The sequence below is a fragment of the Hydrogenophaga sp. OTU3427 genome, from assembly GCF_038440225.1.
Lineage (GTDB): Bacteria > Pseudomonadota > Gammaproteobacteria > Burkholderiales > Burkholderiaceae_C > Hydrogenophaga.
The window spans coordinates 116,999-129,063 of sequence record NZ_JASATI010000005.1; the positions used below are offsets into that span (position 1 = coordinate 116,999).

Consider the following 12,065-nt stretch of genomic DNA (forward strand, 5'->3'; position numbering starts at 1 on the left):
GCTCAGGGCGGGGCGGCCGCCGCCGCCTCCTGCGCCTGCAGCTCGCGCCACATCACCTTGCCGCTGCCGCTCTTGGGCAGGGCGTCCACGAACGCCACCAGGCGCGGCGCCTTGTAGGCCGCCATGTGGCCGTGGGCCCAGGCCATCAGGTCCTCGGCGCTCAAGGCATGCCCCGGGCGCAGCACCACCAGGGCCTTGACGGTCTCGCCGCGTTTGCCGTCTGGGGCACCGATCACGCAGGCTTCCTGGATGGCCGGGTGGTGATAGAGCAGGGCCTCCACCTCGGCCGGCCAGACCTTGTAGCCCGAGGCGTTGATCATGCGCTTGAGGCGGTCGGTCATGAAGAAATAGCCGTCCTCGTCGACACGACCCATGTCGCCGGTGCGCAGGAAGCGTTTGCCGTTCAGCTCGATAAAGGCCGCCGCCGTGCCTGCGGCGTCGTTCCAGTAGCCCTGCATCACTTGGGGGCCGTGCACCACGATCTCGCCCGACCCGCCCTGAGGCAGCTCGGCCAGCGTGACCGGGTCCACCACCCGCGCGTCGACGTCGTAGACCGGGATGCCCAGGCACTGCGGCTTGGGCCGGTGCGGCGGGTTGATGTGGGTGGCGGCCATGGTTTCGGACATGCCGTAGCCTTCCACGTAGTCCAGCCCGGTGAGCTGCTTCAGGCGTTGCGCCACCGCCTCGGGCATGGCCGCGCCGCCGCCGCGTATGCCGCTGAGGCTGGAGAGGTCGTAGCGGTCGAGCTGCGGGTTGGCGAGGAAGTCCACCGCCATGGTGGTGATGCACTGCCACACCGTGACGCGGTAGCGCTGCATGCAGGTCGCGGCGGTGTCGCGGTCCCAGCGCGGCAGGATCACGATGGTCGCACCGATGAACATGGGGCCGTTGAGGCTGCCCGACAGCCCCGTCACGTGGAAGAAGGGCAGCACCGAGAGGTAGACCGCGTCCTGCGTGCGCCCGAACCAGTGCACGCCGCCCACCAGCGTGCTCATGACGCTGCGGTGGGTGTGCGCGCAGCCCTTGGGCCGGCCGGTGGTGCCCGAGGTGTAGGGCATCACACACAGGTCGTCCGGCCCCGCCGTGAGCGGGCCGGGCGTGTGCCGCGCGGCCAGCACATCGCTCCAGGCGTGGGTGCGCGGGTGGGCCAGGGGCGCGGCCGGGGCGCGCACGAAGTCGGGCACCGGCAGGTCGGTGGGCGTTTGCAGGTAGTCGCTGTAGGCCGCCACCACGGCGTGCCGCAGGGGCGTGCCGGCCTCGTCCAGCACCGGCAGCAGGTGGGGCAGCAGTTCCTGCGCCACGAAGGCGGCCCGCGCGCCGCTGTCTTGCACCGCGTGCCGCAGTTCGTCGCTGCGGTTCATGGGGTTGACCGGCACGGCCACCGCGTTGGCGCGCACGATGGCATAGAAGGCCAAGGCCCACTGCGGGCTGTTCTGCATGTAGACCAGCACGCGGTCGCCGGCCTGTACGCCGCAGACCTGCTGCAGGTGGCCGGCCAGGCGCTCGGCCTCGTCCTTGAAGCGGGCGAAACCGATCTGGGTGTCGTAGAAGACGATGAAGGGCTTGTCGGGGTAGCGCGCGGCCGACACCTCGACGTTGTGGAACAGGCTGGTCTGCGGCAGCGTCAGGTGCTGTGGCAGGCCGGGCGGCCAGTGGGCGAAGTGGGCGGTGTTGGGCACGGCGGTGTCTCCTTGAGCGGCATTGTCGGGTACGGCCCGTGGGCTGGCGTTACCATGCGCGACAGTTTTTTCCTTCTCTGTTTTGCTTCGCCGCCATGGGTGCCCTTTCCAACAGTCGTCTTGTCTACTCCACAGATACCGGCCGCGTGTGCCCCGATTGTGGCCAACCCAAGGCCCAGTGCGTGTGTGGTCGGCCCAAGGCGGCGCCCGCCACCGATGGCGTGGTGCGTGTGTTGCGCGAGACCAAGGGCCGTGGCGGCAAGGCCGTCACCGTCGTGCGTGGCCTGGGCCTGCTGCCCGAGCCCCTGGCCGCCCTGGGCAAGCGCCTGCGCACCGCCTGCGGCTCGGGTGGCACGGCCAAGGACGGCGTGCTCGAAATCCAGGGCGACCACGTCGAGCGCGTGATGGCCCTGCTGGCCGCCGACGGCCACAAGGTCAAGCGCGCCGGCGGCTGATTCAGGCCATCAGCTCCAGCAGCCGGTCCAGGCCACCTTCGTTGATGGCCACCATGGCCTGCTCGCGCACCTTGGGCTTGGCGTGGTAGGCCACCGACAGGCCGGCCGCGCCCATCATGGGCAGGTCGTTGGCGCCGTCGCCCATGGCGATGCACTGGCCCGGCATGATGTTCAGCAGCGACGCCACTTCCAGCAGGGTGCGGCGTTTTTCGGCGCCATCGCAGATGTCGCCCCAGTTCTGGGTGACCAGCCCGCCGGTGAGGGCGCCGTCCTGAATGTCCAGCAGGTTGGAGCGGCTGAAATCGATGCCCAGGCGCTCGCAGACGCGGTGGGCGAAGAAGGTGAAGCCGCCCGAGACCAGCAGCACCTTCATGCCCACGCCCTGGCAGGCGCGGATCAGCTCGGCCGCGCCGGGGTTGATGCGCAGGCGCTCGGTGTAGACGCGCTCCATGTCGGCCAGGGTCACGCCCCTGAGCAGGGCCACGCGGCGGCGCAGGCTGTCCTTGAAGTCGGTGATCTCGCCGCGCATGGCGGCCTCGGTGATGGCCGCCACCTCGGCCTTGCGGCCCACCGCGTCGGCGATCTCGTCCACACACTCGATGTTGATCAGCGTGGAGTCCATGTCGAAGGCGATCAGCTTGTAGTCGCTGAGCCGCAGCGGCGGGGTGAAGCCCTGGACGACGAGGCCGGGCGCGTGTTCGGTGGGGGAGGTGGGCGCGTGCGTCATGGGCGAGGATTATCGGGGCTGCGCCGACACCGCCGCCCATGACCGGGGCGTCCCGGCCCGGTTCACTGCGGCGTGAGCCCGGCAGCCTTGACCAGTTCCGCGTGCAGCTTGATGTCGGCCGTGATCGTGCGCTGCACGTCCTCGGGTGTGCTTGGCGCGACCTCGATGCCACTTTCGGCCAACTTGGCCTTCATCTCGGCGTCCATGGCCACCCGCACGGCGCGGTTGAGCTGGTCGATGATGGCGCGGGGGGTCTTGGCCGGTGCCAGCATGGCGATCCAGGCCGACAGGTTGAGGTCGGCAATGCCGTTTTCGGCCATGGTGGCCACGTTGGGCAAGACGGGCGAGCGCTGCGGGCTCAGCAGGCCCAGTGCGTGCAGCTTGCCCGCCTGGATGTGGGGCAGGGCTTCGGGCAGCACGGCGAACATGGCGTCCACGTTGCCGGCCAGCGTGTCGTTGACGGCCAGCGCACCGCCCTTGTAGGGCACGTGCAGCATGCGGGCCTGGGTGCGGGTCTCGAACATCAGCCCGCCCAGGTGCTGCGGGCTGCCGTCGCCGGACGACGCGAAGGTGATCTGGCCGGGCGCGGCCTTGGCGGCGGCCAGGAAGGCGGCCACGGTCGGGTACTTCTGCCTGTCCTTCACCACCAGCACCATGGGCTGGTTCACCAGGCGCGACACCGGCATGAAGTCGGCCTCGGGGTCGTAGGGCAGGGTCTTGAAGATGCTCTTGTTGGTGGTCAGGAAGGAGGCTGGCGACACCGTCAGCGTGTAGCCGTCGGCCGGGGATTTGGCGACGGCCGGCATGCCGATCTGGCCCGAGCCGCCGGCGCGGTTGTCCACCACGAAGGGCTGGCCCAACTGCGTGCTGAGCTTTTGGCCCAGCATGCGGGCGATCATGTCCACGCTGCCGCCGGCCGGCAGTCCGAGGATGAGCTTGATCGGGCGGTCCGGGTACTGGCCCTGGGCCAGCGCGGGGGTGGCCATGGTCAGCGTGCCCATGGCGGCGGCGAAGAGCAGTGCGGTGCGTCGGATGTGCATGGTGGAACTCCTGGGAGGGGGGAGGTGGCACCATCTTTGTAGACAGTGGTGTATACAGTTTGCGCCGAATACAGCGCACACCTCACAGGGGTTTCCCTAGGCCGCGCGGTCCGTTGTCACGGGCACAGACCGTAGCCCAGCTGAAGCTTGCGTTTGCGCGCCGGCTCATTGCTCACGGCAAAACGGCCAAAGTAGCGATCGCCCCAGGTCTTGTCGGTGATCAGGTCGAAAGCGCAGTCTCCCGCCATGTCCCGGATGCAGGCGGCGTTGGGCGACCAGAAGTTCGTGATGTCGCCCGCGAGCGCATCGTGCCGGTGGTAGCGCGCCAGGGCGTGTTCGGATGGCAGGTCGTTGGCCGCGTGGCTCTCGAGGTACATGGTCCCGTGGCACAGCGAGCGGACGATGGCGAGCGCCTTCATCATGTCCGGCAGGTGGTAGAGCACACCGAGAAACAGCACGTGATCGAAGGTGCCGAGCGTTGCGGCGCTCAGGTCGTAGACGTTGGCGCAGTGGTAGTCGAACGTCGCGCCGGTGATCTTCTCCATGGCGCCGAAGCCGTGTGCCTCCTTGGAGCGGTAGTCAACGGCCACCACACTGGCGCCGCGGCGCTGGGCGGCCAGGGAGAAGAAGCCGTCCGAGGGGCCGATGTCCAGCACGCGCTGGCCGCTGAGGTCGGCGGGCAGACCCAGCGCGTCGAGCAGGAAGCGGGGATCGTAGGAGCCCGGCGTGACCAGTCCTGGAAGGATCTCGAAGGTGTGGTGCCAGTGGGGCACCGCGGCGACCAGGCGCTGGGCTTCATCCAGGTTCATGCGTTCTTTCCAGGTTCGGGGAGGATCGGTTTGCCCAGGCTGCGCAGCACGTCGCGCACCATCTGCGCGCGGTCCTTGGGGTCTTTCAGCCCGCGTTCGATGCGCAGCTTGTCGTTGCCGGCCAGCTTGATGTGCTTGTTCTTCTGGATCAACTCGATGATGCGCATGGGCTCCACCGGCGGGTTGGGCCGGAAGTGGATGCTGATCACGCCTGGCGCGGCGTCGACCTTGACCACGCCGTAGGGCTGGCTGATCACGCGCAGGCGGTGCACGTCGATGAGAGTTTGGGTCTGTGCCGGGGGCTTGCCGAAGCGGTCCACGATTTCCTCCAGCAGGGCGTCGATCTGCTCGGTGGTCTTGGCGGTCGCCAGTTTCTTGTAGAAGCTCAGGCGAAGGTGCACGTCGCCGCAATAGTCGTCGGGCAGCAGGGCGGGGGCGTGCAGGTTGATGTCGGTGGTCACGCTCAAGGGGGCCAGCAGGTCGGGCTCGCGGCCGGCCTTGAGCGAGGCCACGGCTTCGCTGAGCATCTCGTTGTAGAGCTGGAAGCCCACCTCCAGCATGTTGCCGCTCTGGTTCTCGCCCAGCACCTCGCCAGCGCCGCGGATCTCCAGGTCGTGCATGGCCAGGTAGAAGCCGCTGCCCAGTTCCTCCATCTGCTGGATGGCGTCCAGGCGCTGGGCGGCCTGTTTGGTCAGGTCCTCGGTGTCGGGCACCATGAGGTAGGCGTAGGCCTGGTGGTGGCTGCGGCCGACGCGCCCACGCAGCTGGTGCAGCTGCGCCAGGCCGAACTTGTCGGCCCGCGCCATGATGATGGTATTGGCCGAGGGCACGTCGATGCCGGTCTCGATGATGGTGGAGCACAGCAGCACGTTGAAGCGCTGCGCCACGAAGTCGCGCATCACGCGCTCCAGCTCGCGTTCGGGCATCTGGCCGTGGGCGATGGCGATGCGCGCCTCGGGCAGGATTTCCTCCAGCTTCTGGCGCCGGTTTTCGATGGTCTCGACCTCGTTGTGCAGGAAGTAGACCTGGCCGCCGCGCTTCAATTCGCGCAGCACGGCCTCGCGGATCACGCCGTTGCCCTCGTTGCGGACAAAGGTCTTGATGGCCAGGCGGCGCTGTGGCGCGGTGGCGATCACGCTGAGGTCGCGCAGGCCTTCCAGCGCCATGCCCAGGGTGCGCGGGATGGGCGTGGCGGTGAGGGTCAGCACGTCGACCTCGGCGCGCATGGCCTTCATGGCCTCCTTGTGGCGCACACCGAAGCGGTGTTCCTCGTCGATGATGAGCAGGCCCAGGTTGTGCCACTTCACCTGTTCCGACAGCAGCTTGTGGGTGCCCACGACGATGTCCACGCTGCCATCGGCCAGGCCTTTGATGGCGGCGTTGATTTCCTTGGTCGAGCGGAAGCGGCTCATCTCGGCCACCTTGACCGGCCACTTGCTGAAGCGGTCCACCAGGGTCTGGTAATGCTGCTCGGCCAGCAGCGTGGTGGGCGCCAGAAAGGCCACCTGCTTGCCACCCGTGACGGCCACGAAGGCCGCACGCAGGGCCACCTCGGTCTTGCCGAAACCCACATCGCCACAGACCAGGCGGTCCATGGGCTGCGGGCTGATCATGTCCTGGATGACGGCGTGGATGGCGGCGCGCTGGTCGGCTGTTTCCTCGAAGCCGAAGTCGTTGGCGAACTGCTCGTAATCCTGCGGGCTGTAGCGGAAGGCGTGGCCCTGGCGCGCGGCGCGGCGTGCGTAGATGTTGAGCAGCTCGGCGGCGGCGTCGCGCACCTGTTCGGCGGCGCGGCGCTTGGCCTTGTCCCACTGGCCGCTGCCCAGCTTGTGCAGGGGAGCCTCGTCGGCGCTGACGCCGGTGTAGCGGCTGATCTGGTGCAGTTGCGACACCGGCACGTACAGCGTGGCCTGGTCGGCGTATTCCAGGTGCAGGAACTCGGTGTTGCCGGCCCCAAGGTCCATGTTGATCAGGCCCTTGTAGCGTCCGATGCCGTGGGCGCTGTGCACCACCGGGTCGCCCAGGTTGAGCTCGCTCAGGTCCTTGATCAGCGCCTCGACGTCGCTGACCTGTTCCTGTTTCTTGCGCCGGCGGGTGGTGGGGCCGGCGGCGAACAGCTCGGTTTCGGTGACGAAGTCGATGCCTTCTTCCAGCCACGAAAAACCGGCCGCGAGCGCGGCGGTGGCGATGCCCACTTTCTCGTCGCTGTGCTGGAACTCGTCCAGCGAATCGAAGGCCGGCGGACTGACGCCGCCGGCGCGCAGGAAGTCCAGCAGGCTCTCGCGCCGGCCGTCGCTTTCGGCCAGCAGCAGCACGCGCTGCTGGGTGTTGCGGATGTGGGCTTGCAGGCGGGCCAGGGGCTCCTCGGCGCCCCGCACCACGGCCAGCTCGCCCAGTTTCTGGAAGTGGGCGCTGTCGGCGATGTCGGCCACGCCCGGGCGCAGCGACAGTTGGGCGTGGGTGTTGGCGCCGGCGTAGAACTGCTCGCTGCTCAGGAACAACGCTTCGGGCGGCAGGGCCGGGCGCTCGGGGTCGCCCTGCACCAGGCGGAAGCGTTCGCGCGTGTCCTGCCAGAAATGCTGGAAGGCCGGTTCCAGGTCGCCGTGCAGCACCACCGTGGCCTGTTCGCCCAGGTAATCGAAGACAGTGGCGGTGTCCTCGAAGAACAACGGCAGGTAGTACTCGATGCCCGCCGTGGCGACGCCGTTGCCCATGTCCTTGTAGATGCGGCTCTTGGTCGGGTCGCCCTCCAGCAGCTCGCGCCAGCGGCTGCGAAACCGCGCGCGCGCCGCGTCGTCCATGGGGAACTCGCGCCCAGGCAGCAGGCGCACCTCGGGCACGGGGTAGAGGCTGCGCTGGCTGTCCGGGTCGAAGGTGCGGATCGAGTCGATCTCGTCGTCGAACAGGTCCACCCGGTAGGGCACGGGCGAACCCATGGGAAAGAGGTCGATCAGGCCGCCGCGCACCGCGTACTCGCCCGGGCTCACCACCTGGGTCACGTGGTTGTAGCCGGCCAGGGTCAGTTGGCCCTTGAGCCGCGCCTCATCCAGCTTCTGCTTGACCTTGAACTCGAAGGTGTAGCCGGCCAGAAAAGACGGTGGCGCCAGCCGGTACAGCGCGGTGGTGGCTGGCACGATGACCACGTCGGCCCCGGTGTCCTTGTTGCGCTGCTGGATGCGCCACAGCGTGGCCAGGCGCTCGCTGATCAGGTCCTGGTGAGGGGAAAAGCTGTCGTAGGGCAGCGTTTCCCAGTCGGGAAACAGCGCGCAGCGCAGGCCGGGCTCGAAAAAGGTCAACTCCTCCATCAGCCGCTGGGCGTCGGTGGCGTCCGCCGTGACCACGGCCATGGGGCGGCCCTGGGCTTTTTCGCGGGCGCCCAGTCGTGCGAGCAACAGTGCATCGGCCGAGCCGACCGGGCGGGGCAGCGTGAAACGTTTGCCGGGGCTGAGTTTGGGCAGGTCCATGGGGCGCGGTCAGAAACACCAATACAAAACACCCCAAACCGACGGGAGTGGGGTGTGCGTGGTGGATTCTAGAATGGCGGACCCCTATGAGCCCCCCACCATTTCAATTGCCCACCGCCGCACCCGGCCAAGCCCGCGTGCTGGCGCTGCTGCCCTGCGCCGGCCTGGGCAGCCGTGCCGGCACCCAAGGCCCCAAGCAATACCACCCGCTGGCGGGCCAGCCCATGGTGGGGCACACGCTGTGGGCCTTGGCCCAGGTCGGCTTTGACGCCGCCCTGCTGGTGCTGGCGCCCGGCGACACCGGCGTGGGGGTCGACTTGCCGTCCGGTTTCTTTCAGCAGGACTGTGGCGGCGCCACCCGCGCCGACAGTGTTCTCAATGGCCTGGAGGCCCTGGCCCTGGCCGGCGCCAGCGCCCATGACTGGGTGCTGGTGCACGACGCCGCGCGCTGCCTGGTGGACCCCGCCGATGTGTTGCGCCTGATCCGCACCTGCGAGCACGACACGGTGGGTGGCCTGCTGGCCTTGCCGCTGGCCGACACGCTGAAGGCCGCCGACACCGATGCGACGGGTGTGGCACGTTGCCACAACACCCTGACGCGCGGCGGCAAGTGGCTGGCGCAGACGCCGCAGATGTTCCGCCTGGGCTTGTTGTCCGACGCGCTGCACGCGGCACGTGGCCAGGGCTTCGAACACATCACCGACGAGGCCAGCGCGATCGAGGCCCTGGGCCGGCGGCCCCGGCTGGTGCCGGGCAACCCCATGAATTTCAAGCTCACCTACCCGGCCGATTTCGCGCTGGCCGAGGTGCTGCTGCAACACAGAAAGTCGCTGTCATGAAGCTGCGTGTGGGCGAAGGCTGGGACGTGCATGCGCTGGTGCCCGGCCGTCGCCTGGTGCTGGGCGGTGTGGAGATTCCGCACAGTGCCGGGCTGTTGGGCCATTCGGACGCCGATGCGCTCTTGCACGCCATCACCGACGCCTTGCTGGGTGCGGCCGGTCTGGGCGACATCGGTTCCCACTTTCCCGACACCGATCCGCGTTTCAAGGGTGCCGATTCGGCCGTGCTGCTGGCCGAGGCACTGCGGGCCGTGCAAGCCGCGGGTTGGCAGGTGGTCAACGTGGACAGCACCGTGATCGCCCAGGCCCCGCGCCTGGCACCCCACCGCGCCGCCATGCGCGAACGGGTGGCGCAGGTGCTGGGCCTGGCGCCCGACTGCGTCAACATCAAGGCCAAGACGGCCGAGAAACTGGGCCCGGTGGGGCAGGGCCTGGCGATCGAGGCGCGCGCGGTGGTGCTGCTTCAAGCCTAGGGGCCGCCCCAAGGCAAGGCCCGCTCCACCTTGGGGGGGCAGCGACCCGCGCAGCGGCGGAGCGTGGGGGCCGGGGCCAGCCGCCGGGCCGCCCCAAGGCAAGGCCCGCTCCACCTCGGGGGGGCAGCGACCCGCGCAGCGGCGGAGCGTGGGGGCCGTGGCCAGCCGCCGGGCCGCCCCAAGGCAAGGCCCGCTCCTCCTCGGGGGGGCAGCGACCCGCGCAGCGGCGGAGCGTGGGGGCCGTGGCCAGCCGCCGGGCCGCCCCAAGGCAAGGCCCGCTCCTCCTCGGGGGGCAGCGACCCGCGCAGCGGCGGAGCGTGGGGGCCTTTTTTCAGGCGCGCTGCAGCTTGATGTGCGCGGCCAGGCCACCGGTGCCGGTGCTGGCGAGCACGAACTCGCCGCCCATGCGGGCGATGGTCTTTTCGACGATGGCCAGGCCCAGGCCGGCGCCCGAGGCCGAGGTGCGCGCCGTGTCGCCACGGAAGAAGGGCTGGGTCAGCCGGGCCAACTGGTCCGGTGCCACGCCCGGGCCGCGGTCGCGGAACTTGATCAGCACCGCCTTGTCCTTCACGCGGGCACCGATCTCGACCTGGGCCTTGTCCGTGCCCGGCGTGCGGCCGTAGCGGATGGCGTTCTCCAGCAGGTTGGAAAACACGCGCTGCAGTTCGACCGCGTCGCCGATCACCATCACGTCGTCGGGCACGTCGAGCTTGATCGTCAGGCGCTCGTCGTGCTCCAGCGAAAACACGGCGGCGTCGATGGCCGCGTTCAGGCTGATGCGGCTGGTGCTCAGGTGGTCGGCGCGGGCGTAGTCGAGGAATTTGTCGATGATGGCGTTGACCTGTTCGATATCGGCCGCCATGTGGGTCTTGGCCTGTTCGTCGGACACGCTCATCTCGGTTTCCAGCCGCAGCCGGGCCAGCGGCGTGCGCAGGTCGTGCGAGATGCCGGCCAGCATCAGGGCGCGTTCCTGCTCCACCTTGCTGAGCCGCTGCGCCATGCGGTTGAAGCCGATGTTGACCTCGCGGATCTCGCTGGTGGCCACGCCTTCGTCGAGGTGGCTGGCGGCAAAATCGCCCTCGCGCACCCGGCCAGCGGCGAAGGAGAGGTTTTTCAGCGGGCGGTTGATCAGGCGCGCGATCAGCGCCGCACCGGCCAGCGAGAGCAGCACCGCGATGGACAGCCACACCAGCCAGGTGGTGCCGGCCACGACGCTGATGCGCGCCGGATCGGCTTGCAGCCAGTAGCGGTCGGCGTCGATGTTGAAGCCCACCCACAGGCCCTCGGTGCTGTTGACCTCGCGCGCCACCAGCGTGCCCTTGCCCATGCGGTGGGTCAGTTCCTCGCTCACGCGTTTGGCCAGCGCGTCCTGGTCGTAGGGTTTGAACTGGTCGTTGGGCTCGCGCGGCAGCACACGCACGCCTTCTTCATCGGCCAGGGTCTTGACCAGCGCCACCCGGCCGATGGCGTCCGCATTTTTCAGCGCTGCGCGGCTGAGGTTGACCAGCGAGCCGAGCTGCTGCGCGCTCTGCAGGGTGCGCGGCTCGAACTCCAGGGCCCGGAAGGTCTGCAGCCAGGCCAGGATGCAGCCCAGCAGCAGCAGTGCGAGGAAAAAGAAGGTGCGCCAGAACAGGCTGACGCCCCGGGGGCGTGGCAGTTCCAGGGGCGCGGCCGCGGTGTCGGGGCCTTTGCGCTTGCGATCGATCGACAGGTTCATGACGCCTCCGGAAAGGGGGGTGCGCAGGTGTTCAGCTCTGGTCGTCGGGCACGAACACGTAGCCCACGCCCCACACCGTCTGCAGGTAGCGGGGGGCGGTGGCGTCGGTTTCGATCAGCTTGCGCAGGCGCGACATCTGCACGTCCAGGCTGCGGTCGAAGGGCTCGAATTCGCGGCCGCGCGCCAGCTGGGCCAGCTTTTCGCGCGACAGCGGCTGGCGTGGGTGGCGCACCAGGGCCTTCAGCATGGCGAATTCGCCGGTGGTCAGCGGCACGTCCTCGCCGTTCTTGCGCAGCGTGCGCTGGCCGAGGTCGAACTCGAAGGGGCCAAATTTGACCAGCTGTTGTTCCAGCGAGGGCGCGCCAGGGACTTCGGTCGGCGGGCGGCGGCGCAGCACGGCGTGGATGCGGGCCAGCAGTTCGCGTGGGTTGAATGGCTTGCCCAGGTAGTCGTCGGCGCCCACTTCCAGACCGACGATGCGGTCCACGTCCTCGCTCTTGGCGGTGAGCATGATGATGGGCGTGCGGTCGTTGGCGGCGCGCAGGCGACGGCAGATGCTCAGGCCGTCCTCGCCGGGCATCATCAGGTCGAGCACGATCAGGTCCACCGAATCGCGCAACAGCAGACGGCTCAGCGTGCGGCCGTCTTCGGCGACGGTGACTTCAAAGCCTTCCTGGGTCAGGTAGCGGCGCAGCAGATCGCGGATGCGTGCGTCGTCGTCGACGACCACGATCTTGTTGGGCCGGTGAGGGGTTTGCTGGCTCATTTGGGCCTCCTTCATTTGTAACAAACCCGATTCTGACAGCGCTAAGTGCTTGTTCCCTAACATTTTTTATTTTTGTCACTTGTGGTTACAGATGTT

At 68.7% G+C, this 12,065-nt stretch carries 10 protein-coding genes; 3 read left to right on the forward strand and 7 right to left on the reverse strand.

What is annotated here, in order from left to right; genetic code table 11:
- Positions 1–2: 2 nt before the first annotated feature.
- Positions 3–1,679, reverse strand: coding sequence for a long-chain fatty acid--CoA ligase (locus tag AAHB17_RS04870; protein WP_342129367.1), 1,677 nt, complete (start codon positions 1,677–1,679; stop codon positions 3–5).
- A 95-nt stretch (positions 1,680–1,774) separates the two neighbouring features.
- Between AAHB17_RS04870 and AAHB17_RS04875 the strand changes: the two genes are divergently transcribed.
- The gene (locus tag AAHB17_RS04875; RefSeq protein ID WP_342129368.1) at positions 1,775–2,134 is read left to right on the forward strand and encodes a translation initiation factor Sui1; all 360 of its coding nucleotides are present in this window, start codon (positions 1,775–1,777) and stop codon (positions 2,132–2,134) included.
- 1 nt (position 2,135) lies between these two features.
- Here AAHB17_RS04875 and serB read toward each other — a convergent pair whose 3' ends face one another.
- The 4 genes from serB to mfd form a co-directional block, all read right to left on the reverse strand.
- Complete coding sequence (serB, locus tag AAHB17_RS04880; protein ID WP_342129369.1) at positions 2,136–2,861, reverse strand: phosphoserine phosphatase SerB; 726 nt, start codon at positions 2,859–2,861, stop codon at positions 2,136–2,138.
- 62 nt (positions 2,862–2,923) lie between these two features.
- Positions 2,924–3,901: a Bug family tripartite tricarboxylate transporter substrate binding protein gene (locus AAHB17_RS04885; protein ID WP_342129370.1), complete on the reverse strand. Its 978-nt coding sequence runs from the start codon at positions 3,899–3,901 to the stop codon at positions 2,924–2,926.
- 116 nt (positions 3,902–4,017) lie between these two features.
- Entirely contained in the window at positions 4,018–4,710 is a 693-nt protein-coding gene (locus tag AAHB17_RS04890) for a class I SAM-dependent methyltransferase (RefSeq protein ID WP_342129371.1), read from the reverse strand.
- Positions 4,707–8,174 (reverse strand): transcription-repair coupling factor, encoded by a 3,468-nt coding sequence (gene mfd / locus AAHB17_RS04895; RefSeq protein ID WP_342129372.1) that lies wholly within the window; start codon positions 8,172–8,174, stop codon positions 4,707–4,709. Before mfd ends, AAHB17_RS04890 begins: the two co-directional genes overlap by 4 nt.
- 86 nt (positions 8,175–8,260) lie before the next feature.
- On the opposite strand from mfd, the gene ispD reads away from it, so the two are divergent.
- The gene (gene ispD, locus AAHB17_RS04900) at positions 8,261–9,013 is read left to right on the forward strand and encodes a 2-C-methyl-D-erythritol 4-phosphate cytidylyltransferase (RefSeq protein WP_342129373.1); all 753 of its coding nucleotides are present in this window, start codon (positions 8,261–8,263) and stop codon (positions 9,011–9,013) included.
- Positions 9,010–9,486 carry a 2-C-methyl-D-erythritol 2,4-cyclodiphosphate synthase gene (gene ispF, locus AAHB17_RS04905; RefSeq protein ID WP_342129374.1) on the forward strand — a complete coding sequence of 159 codons (477 nt, stop codon included), beginning with the start codon at positions 9,010–9,012 and terminating at the stop codon, positions 9,484–9,486. Before ispD ends, ispF begins: the two co-directional genes overlap by 4 nt.
- 331 nt (positions 9,487–9,817) lie before the next feature.
- On the opposite strand, the gene AAHB17_RS04910 is transcribed toward ispF, so the two are convergent.
- Together AAHB17_RS04910 and ompR are read right to left on the reverse strand one after the other, a co-directional pair.
- Complete coding sequence (locus tag AAHB17_RS04910) at positions 9,818–11,203, reverse strand: sensor histidine kinase (protein WP_342129375.1); 1,386 nt, start codon at positions 11,201–11,203, stop codon at positions 9,818–9,820.
- A gap of 31 nt (positions 11,204–11,234) precedes the next feature.
- Complete coding sequence (ompR, locus tag AAHB17_RS04915) at positions 11,235–11,969, reverse strand: osmolarity response regulator transcription factor OmpR (protein ID WP_342129376.1); 735 nt, start codon at positions 11,967–11,969, stop codon at positions 11,235–11,237.
- Between the last annotated feature and the right edge of the window lie 96 nt (positions 11,970–12,065).

Excerpts from the sequence above, each read along its gene's own strand:
- AAHB17_RS04875 (WP_342129368.1), top strand. The coding sequence starts at position 1,775 with ATGGGTGCCCTTTCCAACAGTCGTCTTGTCTACTCCACAGATACCGGC.
- serB (WP_342129369.1), bottom strand. The coding sequence starts at position 2,861 with ATGACGCACGCGCCCACCTCCCCCACCGAACACGCGCCCGGCCTCGTC.
- AAHB17_RS04885 (WP_342129370.1), bottom strand. The coding sequence starts at position 3,901 with ATGCACATCCGACGCACCGCACTGCTCTTCGCCGCCGCCATGGGCACG.
- AAHB17_RS04890 (WP_342129371.1), bottom strand. The coding sequence starts at position 4,710 with ATGAACCTGGATGAAGCCCAGCGCCTGGTCGCCGCGGTGCCCCACTGG.
- mfd (WP_342129372.1), bottom strand. The coding sequence starts at position 8,174 with ATGGACCTGCCCAAACTCAGCCCCGGCAAACGTTTCACGCTGCCCCGC.
- ispD (WP_342129373.1), top strand. The coding sequence starts at position 8,261 with ATGAGCCCCCCACCATTTCAATTGCCCACCGCCGCACCCGGCCAAGCC.
- ispF (WP_342129374.1), top strand. The coding sequence starts at position 9,010 with ATGAAGCTGCGTGTGGGCGAAGGCTGGGACGTGCATGCGCTGGTGCCC.
- AAHB17_RS04910 (WP_342129375.1), bottom strand. The coding sequence starts at position 11,203 with ATGAACCTGTCGATCGATCGCAAGCGCAAAGGCCCCGACACCGCGGCC.
- ompR (WP_342129376.1), bottom strand. The coding sequence starts at position 11,969 with ATGAGCCAGCAAACCCCTCACCGGCCCAACAAGATCGTGGTCGTCGAC.